Source organism: Mesorhizobium sp. WSM4904, from assembly GCF_029674545.1.
GTDB lineage: Bacteria > Pseudomonadota > Alphaproteobacteria > Rhizobiales > Rhizobiaceae > Mesorhizobium.
Genome location: NZ_CP121354.1, coordinates 21,330 through 36,530 on the forward strand (window position 1 = coordinate 21,330; position 15,201 = coordinate 36,530).

Annotated in this window: 15 protein-coding genes; 1 reads left to right on the forward strand and 14 read right to left on the reverse strand. The window is 64.4% G+C overall.

Annotated features, from left to right (window positions below; translation table 11 throughout):
- Positions 1-61: 61 nt before the first annotated feature.
- From truB to rimP, 6 genes are all read right to left on the reverse strand, one after another.
- Entirely contained in the window at positions 62-1,021 is a 960-nt protein-coding gene (truB, locus tag QAZ47_RS00110; protein ID WP_278232066.1) for a tRNA pseudouridine(55) synthase TruB, read from the reverse strand.
- Entirely contained in the window at positions 1,022-1,441 is a 420-nt protein-coding gene (gene rbfA, locus QAZ47_RS00115; RefSeq protein ID WP_278232067.1) for a 30S ribosome-binding factor RbfA, read from the reverse strand.
- Positions 1,442-1,564: 123 nt separating this feature from the next.
- Positions 1,565-4,138 (reverse strand): translation initiation factor IF-2, encoded by a 2,574-nt coding sequence (infB, locus tag QAZ47_RS00120; protein ID WP_278232068.1) that lies wholly within the window; start codon positions 4,136-4,138, stop codon positions 1,565-1,567.
- Positions 4,135-4,785, reverse strand: a complete 651-nt coding sequence (locus tag QAZ47_RS00125; RefSeq protein WP_278208013.1) for an RNA-binding protein — start codon at positions 4,783-4,785, stop codon at positions 4,135-4,137. The genes infB and QAZ47_RS00125 overlap by 4 nt, the downstream gene beginning before the upstream one ends.
- A gap of 32 nt (positions 4,786-4,817) precedes the next feature.
- A complete protein-coding gene (gene nusA, locus QAZ47_RS00130) occupies positions 4,818-6,413 on the reverse strand; it encodes a transcription termination factor NusA (RefSeq protein WP_278232069.1) in 1,596 nt (531 codons plus the stop codon).
- Between the two features lie 46 nt (positions 6,414-6,459).
- On the reverse strand, positions 6,460-7,092 hold the full coding sequence (gene rimP / locus QAZ47_RS00135; protein ID WP_278232070.1) for a ribosome maturation factor RimP: 633 nt from the start codon (positions 7,090-7,092) through the stop codon (positions 6,460-6,462).
- 289 nt (positions 7,093-7,381) lie between these two features.
- Between rimP and QAZ47_RS00140 the strand changes: the two genes are divergently transcribed.
- Complete coding sequence (locus QAZ47_RS00140; protein ID WP_278232071.1) at positions 7,382-7,543, forward strand: hypothetical protein; 162 nt, start codon at positions 7,382-7,384, stop codon at positions 7,541-7,543.
- A gap of 49 nt (positions 7,544-7,592) precedes the next feature.
- On the opposite strand, the gene QAZ47_RS00145 is transcribed toward QAZ47_RS00140, so the two are convergent.
- From QAZ47_RS00145 to QAZ47_RS00180, 8 genes are all read right to left on the reverse strand, one after another.
- Positions 7,593-8,294 (reverse strand): tRNA (guanosine(46)-N(7))-methyltransferase TrmB, encoded by a 702-nt coding sequence (locus QAZ47_RS00145; protein ID WP_278204936.1) that lies wholly within the window; start codon positions 8,292-8,294, stop codon positions 7,593-7,595.
- Between the two features lie 20 nt (positions 8,295-8,314).
- The gene (metK, locus tag QAZ47_RS00150) at positions 8,315-9,592 is read right to left on the reverse strand and encodes a methionine adenosyltransferase (RefSeq protein ID WP_278232072.1); all 1,278 of its coding nucleotides are present in this window, start codon (positions 9,590-9,592) and stop codon (positions 8,315-8,317) included.
- A 169-nt stretch (positions 9,593-9,761) separates the two neighbouring features.
- Positions 9,762-10,184: a helix-turn-helix transcriptional regulator gene (locus QAZ47_RS00155; protein ID WP_126086026.1), complete on the reverse strand. Its 423-nt coding sequence runs from the start codon at positions 10,182-10,184 to the stop codon at positions 9,762-9,764.
- A gap of 140 nt (positions 10,185-10,324) precedes the next feature.
- A complete protein-coding gene (gene lnt, locus QAZ47_RS00160; RefSeq protein WP_278232073.1) occupies positions 10,325-11,914 on the reverse strand; it encodes an apolipoprotein N-acyltransferase in 1,590 nt (529 codons plus the stop codon).
- Positions 11,915-12,051: 137 nt separating this feature from the next.
- Complete coding sequence (locus QAZ47_RS00165) at positions 12,052-12,522, reverse strand: VOC family protein (RefSeq protein ID WP_278232074.1); 471 nt, start codon at positions 12,520-12,522, stop codon at positions 12,052-12,054.
- Positions 12,523-12,534: 12 nt separating this feature from the next.
- A complete protein-coding gene (locus QAZ47_RS00170; protein ID WP_278232075.1) occupies positions 12,535-13,611 on the reverse strand; it encodes a hemolysin family protein in 1,077 nt (358 codons plus the stop codon).
- A gap of 28 nt (positions 13,612-13,639) precedes the next feature.
- On the reverse strand, positions 13,640-14,137 hold the full coding sequence (gene ybeY, locus QAZ47_RS00175; RefSeq protein WP_278232076.1) for an rRNA maturation RNase YbeY: 498 nt from the start codon (positions 14,135-14,137) through the stop codon (positions 13,640-13,642).
- Between the two features lie 9 nt (positions 14,138-14,146).
- Positions 14,147-15,139 (reverse strand): PhoH family protein, encoded by a 993-nt coding sequence (locus QAZ47_RS00180; protein ID WP_278076198.1) that lies wholly within the window; start codon positions 15,137-15,139, stop codon positions 14,147-14,149.
- Positions 15,140-15,201 lie beyond the last annotated feature (62 nt).

Here is a 15,201-nt window from a genome sequence, read left to right on the forward strand (position 1 = left end):
CGCAATTCCAGGCCGAGAACCGTACGCACTTTTATCCTGGAATTGATCCAGCCGAGCGCCGTCAACCGGCAAAGACCCGCTTGGGCTTGAACATGCCCTGCTCGATGGCGCCGATGGCGACGAGTTTGCCGCGCGCTGTGGCGCATGCCTCGTCGGCCTCGACCGGCGCATCGCGGCCGCGAATGATGACGGGATTGCCGAGGCGGATCTTGGTCGCCGCGTCGTCGCTGACGGCGACCTGCGGCAGGCAATCGAGCGCGACGGCGGTATCGACCAGCAACGCGTCGATGGCGCTGAAATCGATCGGCGCCCCGGCCTCGTCCTGGCCTTCATCAGTTTTGCCGCCGAAGCGCGCCGCTTCGAGCTCGGCGACGGTGACGAAATCCTCCGCCGTGAACGGCTCGACCTCGACGCGGCGCAGTTCGGCTATATGGCCGAAGCAGCCCAGATCGCGGCCCATGTCGCGCGCCAGCGAGCGTACGTAAGTGCCCTTGCCGCATTCGACCTCGAAGACGCTGCGGTCGCCACCATGCTCGACGAGATCGAGACGTCCGATCTCGATCTCACGCGCAGGGATATCGACCGTCTCGCCGTCTCGGGCGAGGTCGTAGGCGCGTTCGCCGGCGATCTTGATGGCCGAGAATTGCGGCGGCGTCTGCATGATGACACCGGTGTATTTCGGCAGCAGCGCTCTCACCTCGGCCTCGTCCGGGCGCTGGCCGGAACTATTCGTCACCGGGCCTTCGAGGTCGTCGGTCGAGCGTTCCTCACCCCAGGCAACGGTGAAGCGGTAGACCTTGGCGCCGTCCTGAACGTAAGGCACGGTCTTCGTCGCCTCGCCGAGCGCGATCGGCAGCATGCCAGAGGCCAGCGGATCGAGCGTGCCGGCATGGCCGGCCTTCTCCGCCTGGAACAGCCATTTGATCTTCGAGACCGCCTCGGTCGAGCCCATGCCGACCGGCTTGTCCAGCACCACCCAGCCGGAAACCGGCCGGCCCCTCTTCTTGCCGCGACGCGCCACTTAGCCCTCGTCCTCGTCGTTGTTCTCATTCTGGTCGTCGAGATCGCGCGCGACTTCGGGCGACTTCAGCAACTCGTTGATCCTGGCGAAATTGTCGAAGGAAGTATCGAGCCGGAAGCGGATCTCCGGCATGTACTTCATCTGCCGAAGCGCGCCGGTGATGCGGCCGCGGATGAATTTCGCATGCTTGTTCAGGGCGCCCACCACGGAATCGGCGTCGCCGACGCCCAGCGGTGAAACGAAGGCAGTAGCGATTTTGAGGTCGGGCGACATGCGCACCTCGGAGACCGAGACGACGGTGTTCTCGATCACCGGATCGATGATCTCGCCGCGCTGCAAGGTCTCGGAGAGGGCATGGCGCACCTGCTCGCCGACGCGCAGCATGCGCTGGGAGGGGCCTGATGTTGTTGGACGGGACATTTTCTTCAATCCTGAAATCGTGAAGCGCGGGATGGGACCGCGCCACATGTCTCAAATACGAATAAGGTCTGGGCGGCAGCCTTTCGGCCGCCGCCCGGGTCATTCCGGCTAGTATATCCGAATTTAGAGCGTCCTGCTCACCATCTCGACGCGGAAGCACTCGATGACGTCGCCGACACGCATGTCCTCGTAGTTCTGGAAGGCCATGCCGCATTCCTGGCCGACCGGCACTTCCGGAACCTCGTCCTTGAAGCGCTTGAGTGTCTTCAACGTGCCTTCGTGGACCACGACGTTGTCGCGGACCAGGCGGACGCCCGCACCACGTTCGACCTTGCCTTCGGTGACGCGGCAGCCGGCGATCTTGCCGACCTTCGAGATGTCGAAGATCTCGAGGATCTCGGCATTGCCGATGAAGGTCTCGCGCCGCTCCGGCGAGAGCATGCCCGAGAGCGCCGCCTTCACATCGTCGACCAGGTTGTAGATGATCGAGTAGTAGCGGATCTCGATGCCCGCGGCGGTCGCCGCGGCACGCGCCTGCGCATTGGCTCGGACGTTGAAGCCGATGATCGCGGCACCCGAGGTTTCGGCCAGCGACACGTCGCTTTCGGTGATGCCGCCAGCGCCGGCGTGCACGATGCGCGCGCGCACCTCGTCGTTGCCGAGCTTTTCGAGCGCGGCATTGATCGCCTCGATCGAACCCTGCACGTCGCCCTTGATGACCAGCGGGAATTCCTTAAGCCCGCTCGTCTGCAACTGCGACATCATCTGCTCGAGCGAGCCGCGCTGGCCAGCGTGCTTGGCCACCGCCTTCTCGCGCGCCAGGCGCTGACGGTACTCGGTGATTTCACGCGCGCGCGCCTCGTTGTTGACAACGGCGAAGCGGTCGCCCGCCTGCGGCGTGCCCTGCAGGCCGAGCACCTCGACCGGCATCGCCGGCGGCGCCTCCGGCACATGCTCGCCGCGATCGTTGACGAGCGCGCGGACACGGCCCCATTCGTTGCCGGCGACGAGAATATCGCCCGGCATCAGCGTGCCGGTCTGCACCAGAACGGTGGCGACCGGACCACGGCCCTTGTCGAGCTTGGCCTCGATGACCGCGCCTTCTGCGGTGCGGTCGGGGTTGGCCTTGAGGTCGAGGATTTCGGCCTGCAGCAGGATCGCCTCGAGCAGCTTGTCGATGTTGGTGCCCTTGGTCGCCGACACTTCGACGTCCAGCACCTCGCCGCCCATCGATTCGACGAACACTTCATGGCGCAGGAGTTCGGCGCGCACCTTCTGCGGGTCGGCGTCGCGCTTGTCGATCTTGTTGATCGCAACGATGATCGGGACGCCGGCTGCCTTGGCGTGATTGATCGATTCGACCGTCTGCGGCATCACGCTGTCGTCGGCCGCCACCACCAGCACGGCGATGTCGGTGACCTGGGCGCCGCGGGCGCGCATGGCCGTGAAGGCAGCGTGGCCGGGCGTATCGATGAAGGTGATCTTCTGACCGTTCTTCTCGACCTGATAGGCGCCGATGTGCTGGGTAATGCCGCCGGCTTCGCCGGAGACGACATTGGCGTTGCGGATGGCGTCGAGCAACGAGGTTTTGCCGTGGTCGACATGGCCCATGATCGTCACGACAGGCGGACGCGACACCAGGTCTTCCGGACGGTCGGCGATATTGAACAGGCCTTCCTCGATGTCGGACTCGGCAACGCGGCGAACCGTGTGGCCGAATTCCGAAGCGACCAGCTCAGCCGTGTCGGCGTCGATGACGTCGCCCGGCTTCAAAATCTGGCCTTGCTTCATGAAGAACTTGACCACGTCCACAGCGCGCTCGGACATGCGCTGCGCCAGTTCCTGGATGGTGATGGTTTCGGGCAGGATCACTTCACGCATGACTTTCTCGCGCGGCTCGTTGTGCAGCGCGCGTTTGAACTTCTCCTGGCGGCGTCGCATCGACGACAGCGAACGGCCGCGCGCATCCTCGTCGGAAAGCGCCGAATTCAGCGTCAGCTTGCCGCGGCGGCGGTCTTCCTCGCCCTTGGTGGGCTTGGCCGGACGCGCCACCTCGGGCGTGGCGAGACGGCGAGCGGGTGCACCGGCGCCAGCACCGGCACCGGCACGCCTCGGTTTGACCTCCTCGTCGTCGTCGGCCGTGGCGACGTCCGCGGCCTGCGGCGCGCGGCGGCGGGCCTCTTCCTCGGCACGACGGCGGGACTCGGCCTCGGCCTGGAGACGCGCCTCTTCCTCGGCCTGACGGCGCGCGGATTCCTCGCGCTCGCGCTTGCGGCGTTCTTCTTCCTCGGCGCGGCGCTTGCTCTCTTCCTGAGCGCGCTGACGGTCCTCGATCTCGCGGGCCTTGGAACCTTCGAGCGCCCTGCGGCGCGCTTCCATCTCGCCACGCGACAACTCGTTCAGCACCATGCCCGAGCGTTCCGGCTGCGGCGGCGCCTTCGGCGCTTCCTGCACGGCAGGCGTCGGCGCCGCTGCGGCTGTGGGCTTCGGCGTGAAGACGGACGGCGCCACCGGTTCCGGCTTGTCGCCAGGCAGCGAGAACTTGCGCTTCTTGGTCTCGACCACGACCGACTTGGTGCGGCCGTGCGAGAAATTCTGGCGCACAGTGCCCTGCTCGAGGCCGGGGCGCTTCAGCGTCAAGGTCTTCTTCGGCGTAACGCTCAACGTCTTGTCGTCGCCCGATTTCGTATCACTCATTCCATATCCTCTGCGGCATCATCTTCGTCAGCAACGGCCGCAAGCATTGCCAAATCGTCCGGGGTCCCGCCCCGATACCGGTCGAGCGCAACCATGCGCTTCTCGACCGCTTTTCCTGCGTCCTGCGCGAGGACGGCAGCATGTATCACATTTGTACCCCCCAATGCCAAGCTCAACTCGGCCTCGGGGAAAAGTTTGTAGGCAAGGATGGCGGGGCCGCCGAGATGGACGGTTGCCCGCCGTGCCTGACTGATCTTGCGGACGCCGTCGTCCGAGGCCTCGGCCGCGTGCAGCACCAAGAGCGCCTGCCCGTCGCGCACGGCAGCCTCTACCTTGGCGGCGCCGAGAACGACCGCCCCGGCCTTGCGAGCAAGACCCAGCATGCCCAGAGCGGATCGGGAAAGCAGTCCGTCGACCATTTCGCCGAGATCGGCGGGGACCGCGACCTGCGCCTTGAAGGCGCGGGCAAACAGGTTCTTCGCCGCTGCCTTGTCGATATGTAGGCGATCAGCGGTGACCCAGCAACCGCGGCCAGGCAGATTTCTCTTGATGTCCGGAACGACGGCCGAATCCGGGCCGACGACGAAGCGGATCAGTTCATCCGCTTCGGTCTGCCTGCGCGTGACGATGCAAGTGCGATCGTTCATCTCGTCCACGGGCTTTTCGACTGGTGGTCACCTCACGCACCGACGGTTTCGCCGGCCGATTGTTCATCAGCGGCCAGTTCTTCCTCGGAAATCCAGCCAGCCTTCTTGCGAGCGGCCAGCACCATCTGCTCGGCATCGGCGCGCGAGATGCCGTGATCGGCGAGCACGCCGGGATAGACCTTGGTCTCCCCGTCCTTGCGTTCCTTCCAGCCGATGAGATCATCGGCGGCATAGCCGGCGAAGTCCTCGATCGTCTTCACGCCGTCCTCGCCGAGCGTCACCATCATGGCCGTGGTGATGCCGGGGATCTCGCGCAGCTCGTCCTGGACGCCGAGCGCCTTGCGCTTCTCGTCGTGCTCGGCCTCGATCTTCTCCAGATATTCGCGGGCGCGCGACTGGATTTCCGACGCGGTGTCCTCGTCGAAACCGTCGATCGAGGAGATCTCGCCCGAGTCGACATAGGCGACTTCCTCGACGCTGGTGAAGCCTTCGGAGGCGAGCACCTGGCCGACCATCTCGTCGACGTCGAGGGCTTCCATGAAGAGCGCCGAGCGCTCGACGAATTCCTTCTGGCGACGCTCGCTCTCTTCCTGCTCGGTCAGGATGTCGATGTCCCAGCCGGTGAGCTGCGAGGCGAGGCGCACGTTCTGACCGCGGCGGCCGATGGCCAGCGACAGCTGGTCGTCCGGCACCACCACCTCGATGCGCTCGGCATCCTCGTCGAGCACCACCTTGGCGACTTCCGCCGGCTGCAGGGCGTTGACGATGAAGGAAGCGGCCGAAGGCGACCACGGAATGATGTCGATCTTCTCGCCCTGCAATTCGCCGACCACCGCCTGGACGCGGCTGCCGCGCATGCCGACGCAGGCGCCGACCGGATCGATCGAGGAATCGCGCGAGATGACTGCGATCTTGGCGCGCGAGCCCGGATCGCGGGCGACCGACTTGATCTCGATGATGCCGTCGTAGATTTCCGGCACTTCCATGGTGAAGAGCTTGGCCATGAACTGCGGATGGGTGCGCGACAGGAAGATCTGCGGACCGCGCTGCTCGCGGCGCACGTCGTAGACATAGGCGCGGACGCGGTCGCCGTACTTGTAGTTCTCGCGCGGGATCAGCTCGTCGCGGCGGATGATCGCCTCGCCGCGGCCAAGGTCGACGATGACGTTGCCGTATTCGACGCGCTTGACGGTGCCGTTGACGATCTCGCCGATGCGGTCCTTGTACTCGTCATACTGACGATCGCGCTCGGCCTCGCGCACCTTCTGGACGATGACCTGCTTGGCCGACTGGGCGGCGATGCGGCCGAAATCCATCGGCGGCAGCTGCTCGGCGATGAAATCGCCGATCTGGGCATCGGGATTGCGCTCGCGCGCCGTGGAAAGGGCGATCTGCGTGGCGTAGTCCTCGACCTTCTCGACCACCTCCATCAGCCGCTGCAGCTTCATCTCGCCCGTATTGGGATTGATGTCGGCGCGGATGTTGGTTTCCTGGCCGTAACGCGAGCGCGCCGCCTTCTGGATCGCATCGGCCATGGCGGCGATGACGATCTGCTTGTCGATCGACTTTTCACGCGCGACCGCGTCGGCGATCTGCAGCAGTTCGAGCCTGTTGGCGCTTACAACCATTGTCTTTCTCCCGACTTCGCACCGGGCACACGGCCCGAAAGCTCAATCAACTTTCCTGTTCTGTTTCGTTTCCTTCACCGGCGGCGGCATCTTCCGCTTCACCCCGGCGTTTCTTTGCTTCCTTGCGGGCCCTGTTGTCCTTCGACAGTGCCTCGCGGATGAGGTCGTCGGTCAGCACGAGCCGCGCCTCGGCAATCGCATCATAGGGCACGCGCACCGTCGGCTCTTCGCCATAGGCCGCCTTATCGCGCTCCAGCAGGATGCCGTCGGCGTCCGCCTCGGCGATCTTGCCCTTGAAGCGCTTGCGGTCGCCAATGAGGACCGAGGTCTCCATCTTGACCAGATGGCCGGTCCAGGTGGCGAAATCCGGCTTGCGCACCAGCGGCCGGTCGATGCCGGGCGACGACACTTCGAGATGATACGCCTTTTCGATCGGATCCTCGACATCAAGTGCGGGCGAAACCGCGCGGCTGACCTCTTCGCAATCCTCGACGGTCATGGTGCCGTCCTCGCGCTCGGCCATGATCTGCAGCGTCAGCCCGTTCTGTCCGGTCAGCTGCACCCGCACGAGGCGAAAGCCGATGGCTTTGAGCACCGGCTGCACGATCAGCGCAATGCGCGCATCGATGCCGCTTTCGCGGATGATACGGTCGTCGGCTTCGCTTGCCGCTGCGGTCATCGGATCCCTGTCGCTTTGTCGCTCCGGCCGGCAGGTAATAAAAAAGAGCGGGACCGGGTGGACCCACTCTTCGTCTTACCGACCAAGAATTTGAAGCCGATATAGACGATCCCGGCCGGCGTTTCAAGCCTGACTGTGACAGCAGACAAAGTTGACCGCAGGATCAGCACTGCCTCTGGAGCATGGCGGCCATGCGCCAGCGCCACTGTGATTTCCGTCTGCCAGCACCCATCTATGTTGCAGTGCAAAAAGAAAGGTCGCGGGCGGTGGCACGCGAAAGGTATTTTTCATGGACCGCGGATTGTTCTTCGTAATCGGTGATTTTTTAACCACGTTCGGCAGCGCCGCAGCCGCATCGCGCGCCGTCGAGGCCGGCCGCAAGCCGCGCCGCGGCGATCTGAAGAAGCTCGGCATCGACCCTACCGCCTTCGACAAGATCGGGCGCTTCTAAATTAGTCGGTAGATGACCGGGGCGCTTCGCCCTCTGAGATTTCCGAGGGCTACTTCCGGATAAAGGTCAAATAGGCAGGCCGCCTTCCCTCGCGGATGGCCTTGGCCTCGTAGCGCGTGCCGGGCCAGCCCTGATAGGGGGTGTGCCAGTCGGCGGCCTCGTTCGCCTGCCAGGCGAAGTTGCCATTGGCGCGGCAGGCGAGCAGCGTCCAGTTCACATAGCTGTCGATATCGGAGGCGAAGCGGAACCTGCCGCCCGCTTTCAGCACCCGGACGAACCGCTCGAGATTGGCCGCGCTGACGAAGCGCCGCTTCCAGTGCTTCTTTTTCGGCCAGGGATCGGGATAAAGCAAATCGATGCCGTCGAGCGAGGCCGACGGCAGCCAGTCGAGCAGGCGCGTGGCATCGTCGTCATAGACCCTCAGATTGGCCAGCGGCGTCTTGGCGAGCGCCGTCATCATCTTGGCCATGCCGTTGACGAAGGGCTCGACGCCGATGAAGCCGATCGCCGGCGCCTCCGTCGCGCGATGCAAGAGATGCTCGCCGCCGCCGAAGCCGATCTCGAGTTGAAGAGCCGAAACATCCGCCTTGAACAGCGTCCTGGGATCCGCCGGAGCCTCAGCCATCAGGTCGAGCCTGTAGGCGCGCAGGCCGCTTTCAAGCGCCGCGGCCTGCTGCGGGCGAATAGTCTTGCCGTGCCGGCGGCCGAAAAATCCTTCGGTCGCGCGGCTCGGCCTGTCGTTTGGCACCATGAACAGGCTTGGCGACGCCGTCAGGCGGCAATCGCATCGGCAACCGCGTCCTTGAGGGCCCTGGCGAGGTCCGTCTTCTCCCAGGAGAAGGAACCGTCGCGGCCGGCCTTGCGGCCGAAGTGGCCATAGGACGAGGTTTTCGCGTAGATCGGCTTGTTGAGGTCGAGATGACGGCGGATGCCGGAAGGCGACAGGTCCATCACCTTGCGCAGCGCCTCCTCCAGCCTGGCCTCGTCGACCCTGCCGGTGCCGTGCAGGTCCACATACACCGACAACGGCTGGGCGACGCCGATGGCGTAGGACAGCTGGATGGTGCAGCGGTCGGCGAGCTTGGCCGCCACCACGTTCTTGGCGAGATAGCGTGCCGCATAGGCGGCTGAACGGTCGACCTTGGTGGTGTCCTTGCCCGAGAAGGCGCCGCCGCCATGGGGTGCCGCGCCGCCATAGGTGTCGACGATGATCTTGCGGCCGGTGAGGCCAGCATCGCCGTCGGGACCGCCGATCACGAACTTGCCGGTCGGGTTGATGTACCAGTTGCAGTCTTCGGCGACCTTGAGATCGCCAAGCGCCTCGCGGATATAGGGCTCGACGACCTTGCGGACCTTCTTGGAATCCCAGCTCGAATCGAGATGCTGGGTGGAAAGCACTATCTGCGTCACTTCCGCCGCCTTGCCGTCGGCATAGCGCACGGTGACCTGGCTCTTGGCGTCCGGGCCGAGCTTGCCGGCCTCGCCATTGCCTTCATGGCGCGCGGCGGCCAGGAGTTCGAGAATCTTGTGGCTGTAATAGATCGGCGCCGGCATCAGGTCCGGCGTCTCGCGGCAGGCATAGCCGAACATGATGCCTTGATCGCCGGCACCTTCCTCGCCCTGGCGGTCGGCGGCATTGTCGACGCCCTGGCCGATATCCGGCGACTGGCCGTGCAGCAGCACTTCGATCTTGGCCGTCTTCCAGTGGAAGCCTGCCTGCTCGTAGCCGATCTCGCGAATTGCCTTGCGGGCGACCGATTTGAACTTGGCCGGATTGACGACAGGGTGGCCCGACGCATCCTTGAGGACGTTGCCGGCCTTGTCCTTCTTCAGCAGGGTCTCGGGAACCCTGACCTCGCCGGCGATGACGACGCGGTTGGTGGTGGCCAGCGTCTCGCAGGCGACGCGCACCTTCCACGGGTCCATGCCCGTCTTCTTGGCTTCGCGATAGACGAGATCGACGATTTCGTCGGAGATACGGTCACAGACTTTGTCGGGATGGCCCTCGGAGACCGATTCCGAGGTGAAGAGATAGTTCTGCCGCGTCACGGGTGTCCCCTCTTGAAAAAAGATCGGCAGGGCTGCCGATTTTTGGCGCGCCACGTGTTAGCGGTGCCGGGCGCCGCTCGTCAAGCGGTGCGACGGATCTGGCATGAATGTCGGCACAAGTGGCTTGTGCCACCGGCGGCAGGGCACCGCCGGTAGCCAGAGCCTGGAATTACTCGGCGTCATCCGGGGAAAGGGACTTCACAAGATCGATGATCCTACGCCGCACCTTGACGTCGGGAATCTTGACGAAGGCGCGATTGAGCTGAAGTCCCTCCGGGCTGCCGCAGAATTCGATGGCGAACGCCATCGAAGCATCTTCGGCGAATCCTCGATTGCCGGCCCCGGCCTCCTGCCCCGGGGCATCCTCGAAGAAGAACGCGACGGGCACGCTCAGGATCGAGGCGATCGCCTGCAGACGACTGGCCCCCACCCTATTCGTCCCCTTTTCGTACTTCTGGATCTGTTGAAACGTGATACCGAGATTTTCACCCAGCTTTTCCTGGCTCATTCCAAGCATATTGCGACGCAGCCGAATACGACTCCCGACATGGATGTCGATCGGATTCGGCTTCTTCTTGTTCTCTTCTGTCATTTTTTTCCTCGCCGAATTTTTCCGGCTTTTTCTATTTTTGCCGCCCAAACGAAGCCGGAGCCACCTGCCCCAACAGACCCCTCCAGCCGACTTCGAGAAAATTTTAGGCGTTACAGTATGAGTTTCTAATGTGCCGACTGTCAATTCACCCGTAGCCGCTGCCTTACATTCAATGTGAAGGCGGCCAGGGCAAACAGCAACATGATCAGCAATCCGTTAATGCGCCGCTGATCGGCGGACAGCAGGGCGCGCCCGGAAATCGGTACGTGCGCATCGATGGCGCCGCGCGCGTCGACCGCCAAGGCATCAACGATGCGTCCCCGCGAATCGACAACGGCGGAGATGCCGTTGTTGGCCGCACGCAACAAAGGCAACCCGTTCTCCACCGTGCGAATCTGCGCCTGCCTGAAGTGCTGGTACGGGCCTGGCGTATCGCCAAACCAGGCATCGTTCGTGACGTTCACAATAAGTTCAGATGACGCTGCGTCAACCGCCACAAGGTCAGGAAAAATGACCTCGTAGCAGATGAAGGGAGCGGCGCTGAGGCCGTTCGGCACCGCGATCGGATGCCGCTCGTTGCCGGCGGCGAAATTCATCGGTCCGGCGACGAGCTGACCTATGCCGAAACGTTCGAACAGCTCGGCAAAAGGCAGATACTCGCCGAACGGTACCAGATGCACCTTGTCGACGGCATCGACGATCTCGCCCTTGTCGCTGATCGCCACCACGGAATTGTAATAGCGGCTGCCGGCGTTCCCTGCGCCGCCCTCCTCGCGCACGACGCCGGCGACCAACATCTGGCCGTCGCCCAGCATGTCGCCCAGCGCCGTCAGCGCGTCCGAACGCTCGGTGAACAGGAACGGCACGGACGTTTCCGGCCACAGGATCAACTGCGGCTTGGCGTGGCCCTGCTCCGGCGCCTTTGCCGATATCCCCATCAGCGTGGCGAAGATGCGGTCGCGCACCGAGGCATCCCATTTCTCGCTGAGGTCGACAGCGGGCTGGACGATGCGAACGTCGATCGAGCGGGTGGCCGGCTCGGTCGGGGTTGCGAGCCTGAAATAGCCGAAGCCGACATCGGCGGCGACAAGGATGACGAACAGGGCAAGGCCCAGCCTCAGATGTCGGCGCGCGGCGACAAGAGCGGGAAGTGAAAAGACGAAGACGGCAAGCGCGTTCATGCCGATCATGCCGGTCACCGACACGCTCTGCATCAGGAGCGGAACCGGCATCGCGGCATAGCCGACGGCGTTCCAGGGAAAGCCGGTGAAGAGGAAGTCGCGCAGCCATTCGGCGAGGCCGAAGCCGAATGCGAGCGCCGCGATGCGGCCGATATCGCTGCTCCAGAAAAGCCGCGCCACAACCGCCGCAAAACCGTAGAAAAAGGCGAGCGCGAAGGGAATGCCGACTACGGCCAGGGGCAAAGCCCAGGCGAAGGTGTCGGCCTCGATGAGAAGCGCCTGGCCGATCCACCAGAGGCCAGCGAGGAAATAACCGAAACCGAACCACCAGCCGATGGCGAAAGCCGGACGAAGGCGACGCAACCAACCGTCGGAGGCCTCACCCGTCGAGCCGTCGAGCAGCCAGACCAGTACCGGAAACGAGACGAAGCAGACGGCGAAGAAATCGTAAGGCGCCTGGGCGAGGACCGCGAGCGCTCCGGCGGCAAACGCCACCAGCGCCCGCCGCCACCCCCAAAGCAGAATTATCCGGCCGGCAAAGCGCTGCATAAAGCTTCCCAAGTCGCGCGAATCAGGGTGCCAGAGATTTAACAGGCCGCGCCGCCTGCTCCAAATGGCGGTGATTTGAGGGACGGCTTTCTAACGCGCGTAGCATCGAAACCGCCGCACACCTTGGGCGACATGCATCAGCGGTGCCAGCCCTCGATCCGCAGACCGCTCAGCCGCTCGGCCTCCTCTTTGGGCACCACCCGCATGGTTTGCGTGAAGGTCCATATATGCCCTTCGGGATCGCGGGCACGGTATTGCCGCTCGCCATAGAAATGGTCGGTGGGTTCTTCGAGAATTTCCGCCCCCGCCGCGCGCGCCTTCTCGCAATGGGCGTCGAGGTCTTCCTGCAAGCGGATGTAAACCGACTGGGTGTTCCTGCCGCCGACCGAAGCCGGGCTGGCAATATGCTCGGCCCATTCGGAATCGACGATGATGTAGCCATCGCCAAACCGCATTTCGGCATGGACGAGCCGTCCATCCGTATCGCTGACCAGCATGCTCGGCTCGAAGCCGAACGCCGCCTGAAGCCAGACCAGAGCCGTACGTGGATTTTGATAGAAGACGCCGGAACCGAGGACGGCATGCTTGAACGGATCGTCGACCGGCATGACGCGACGAAATCAGGCCTGCTCGGTGCGCGCAGCGCGGCGGCGCTGCCGTTCGCCCTTCGGGCTCTGAACGATGCGCACACGCTTGACGCGGCGCGGATCGGCGTCGAGCACGTGGAATTCGAAGCCCGGTATGGCCTGCACCACTTCGCCCCTGGCCGGGACGCGGCCGAGCGTGTTGAAGATCATGCCGCCGATGGTGTCGACATATTCGCCATGCTCGCCGGCGGCGAAATCCTCGCCGATCATCTTGGCGACCTCGTCGATCTCGGCCTTGCCGTCGACCACGAAGACGCCGTCGCCGGCCTGGGTGATCATCGGCTCGTCGTCATCGTGCTCGTCCTCGATGTCGCCGACCACCATCTCGACGATGTCCTCCAGCGAGGCGAGGCCGTCGGTGCCGCCATATTCGTCGATGACGAGCGCCATCTGGGTGCGCGTCGTCTGCATGCGCCCCATCAGGTCGGAAGCAAGCATGGAGGGCGGCACGAACAGCACCGGTCGGATCAGGTCGAGATCGCCGATGGTGCGCGCAAGGTCGACCTGGGCGAGATCGAGAACGGTCGGCGCCTGGGTCTTCCTGTTGGCGCGGCCCTTCTTGACGCGGGCGACCTTGGTGATGTGGGCAAGAACGTCGCGGATGTGGACCATGCCGCGCGGATCGTCGAGCGTTTCGGAATAGACCGGCATGCGGGAATGGCCGGATTGCTCGAAGAGGCCGAGCAGATCGCCGAGCGAGGTGGTGATCTCGACCGCCTCGATGTCGGCGCGCGGCACCATCACATCCTCGACGCGCACCTCGCGCAGGCGCAGGATGTTGTTGAGCATGGCGCGTTCGCCGGGCGAGAAGGATTCGGCATCGCTCGCCGTCTCGGCCAGCGCGTCGGCGATCTCCTCGCGCAGGTTGGTGCCGTTGCGGTGCCGGAACAGGCCGAGCACGCGATCGAAGAGCGAAGGACCGGCATGCGAAGGCTCAGCGGCCGCGCTGCCGGTCGGAATACTCGGACTGGAGCCTTCTTCCGACTTTTCGGAAGGCTTGGCCGCACTGCCGGCGTCCGGACGGGCGGCAGTTTCTGGTTTGTCGTTCATCGCCATCAAGGTCAATTGGTCTTTTTTGTTACGCGTAGGGATCGGGAATGGCAAGCCTCGCGAGCGCCGCGCGCTCGATCGCTTCCATCTCCTCGGCCTCGGCATCGGTCTCGTGATCATAGCCCAGAAGATGCAGCAGGCCATGAATGACGAGATGGGTGATATGGTTCGCCAGCGGCTTGTCTTCCAGTCCAGCCTCGCGCGCGACCATCTCGGAGGCCAGCACGATGTCGCCCAGCATCGGCGGCAGCGGACCGCCTTTCGGGAAGGAAAAAGCCGGGAAAGACAAGACGTTGGTCGGCTTGTCCTTGCCGCGCCACTCGGCATTGAGGGTCTGGATATGGGCGTCGTCGGAAAAAACGATGCTGAGCTCGGAGGCGCCGCTTGCGCCGGTTTCGGTAAAGGCGGCCGCGACGGCGCGGTCGACGAGGCGCGTCAGCTCGGCCTCCGCGGGCCAATCGCCGGCCTCGACGAAAATATCGATGTCGACCGGCGTCCCGCCGCTGGATTCCGGATTTTCAGCCATATGGCTTGATCAGTTCTCGGCGCCGAGGCCCCTGGCCAGCTTGCCGTCGCGGTCATAGGCCTTGACGATCTCGGCAACCAGCGGATGCCGCACGACATCGCCCTCGTTGAAGCGGACCGTGACGATGCCCGGCACGCCGTCGAGGATGCGCAGCGCCTCGACCAGGCCCGACTTGGTGTTGGGCGGCAGGTCGATCTGGGTCGGATCGCCGGTGACGATCATGCGCGAGTTCTCGCCGAGGCGCGTCAGGAACATCTTCATCTGCATCGGCGTGGTGTTCTGCGCTTCGTCGAGGATCACCGCGGCATGCGCCAGCGTGCGGCCGCGCATGAAGGCAAGCGGCGCGATCTCGATGACCTCGGCGGCGATCGCGCGCTCGACCTTGTCGGCCGGCATCATGTCGTAGAGCGCGTCATAGAGGGGCCGCAGATAAGGATCGACCTTCTCCTTCATGTCGCCGGGCAGGAAGCCCAGCCGCTCGCCGGCCTCGACGGCCGGGCGCGACAGCACGATGCGCTCGACCATGCCGCGCTCCAGGAGCATCGCCGCATGAGCCACCGCCAGATAGGTCTTGCCGGTGCCGGCCGGGCCGATGCCGAAGACCATTTCGGACCGCTCCAGCGCGCGCATATAGGCGTCCTGGTTGAGCGAACGGGCATAGATCGTGCGCTTGCGCGTCGCGATCTGGGCGGCCGAAACCTTGCCCTTGCGCTCCATGGTCGGCAGCGTCAGCTGGTCGTCGGCGGCGATCGCCATGCGCACGGCGCCGTCGACGTCGGACTGGCCGATGTCGGCGCCCTTCTGGAGAATGCCGTAGAGCGTGTCCAGCGCGCGGCGCGCCTGCTCGGCCGCCGAAGCCGACCCCTTGATCGCAAGCTGGTTGCCGCGCGAGCGGATGTCGACGCCGAGCTTCTGCTCGAGCCGGGCCAGGTTCTCGTCGAACTGGCCGTAAAGGGCGCTGGCAAGCTTGTTGTTGTCGAAGGTCAGTACGATGTGCGCCATGTCGGAGGCCCCGGATGCCTGGTTCTGGGGCGGGTTCTTCAGTTCAGCAGCGCTCAACCGTC

Excerpts from the sequence above, each read along its gene's own strand:
- rimP (WP_278232070.1), bottom strand. The coding sequence starts at position 7,092 with ATGACCGCAGCGGCAAGCGAAGCCGACGACCGTATCATCCGCGAAAGC.
- QAZ47_RS00165 (WP_278232074.1), bottom strand. The coding sequence starts at position 12,522 with ATGCCGGTCGACGATCCGTTCAAGCATGCCGTCCTCGGTTCCGGCGTC.
- QAZ47_RS00140 (WP_278232071.1), top strand. The coding sequence starts at position 7,382 with ATGGACCGCGGATTGTTCTTCGTAATCGGTGATTTTTTAACCACGTTC.
- QAZ47_RS00155 (WP_126086026.1), bottom strand. The coding sequence starts at position 10,184 with ATGACAGAAGAGAACAAGAAGAAGCCGAATCCGATCGACATCCATGTC.
- QAZ47_RS00125 (WP_278208013.1), bottom strand. The coding sequence starts at position 4,785 with ATGAACGATCGCACTTGCATCGTCACGCGCAGGCAGACCGAAGCGGAT.
- nusA (WP_278232069.1), bottom strand. The coding sequence starts at position 6,413 with ATGGTTGTAAGCGCCAACAGGCTCGAACTGCTGCAGATCGCCGACGCG.
- rbfA (WP_278232067.1), bottom strand. The coding sequence starts at position 1,441 with ATGTCCCGTCCAACAACATCAGGCCCCTCCCAGCGCATGCTGCGCGTC.
- QAZ47_RS00145 (WP_278204936.1), bottom strand. The coding sequence starts at position 8,294 with ATGGTGCCAAACGACAGGCCGAGCCGCGCGACCGAAGGATTTTTCGGC.
- QAZ47_RS00170 (WP_278232075.1), bottom strand. The coding sequence starts at position 13,611 with ATGAACGACAAACCAGAAACTGCCGCCCGTCCGGACGCCGGCAGTGCG.
- ybeY (WP_278232076.1), bottom strand. The coding sequence starts at position 14,137 with ATGGCTGAAAATCCGGAATCCAGCGGCGGGACGCCGGTCGACATCGAT.
- infB (WP_278232068.1), bottom strand. The coding sequence starts at position 4,138 with ATGAGTGATACGAAATCGGGCGACGACAAGACGTTGAGCGTTACGCCG.
- lnt (WP_278232073.1), bottom strand. The coding sequence starts at position 11,914 with ATGCAGCGCTTTGCCGGCCGGATAATTCTGCTTTGGGGGTGGCGGCGG.
- QAZ47_RS00180 (WP_278076198.1), bottom strand. The coding sequence starts at position 15,139 with ATGGCGCACATCGTACTGACCTTCGACAACAACAAGCTTGCCAGCGCC.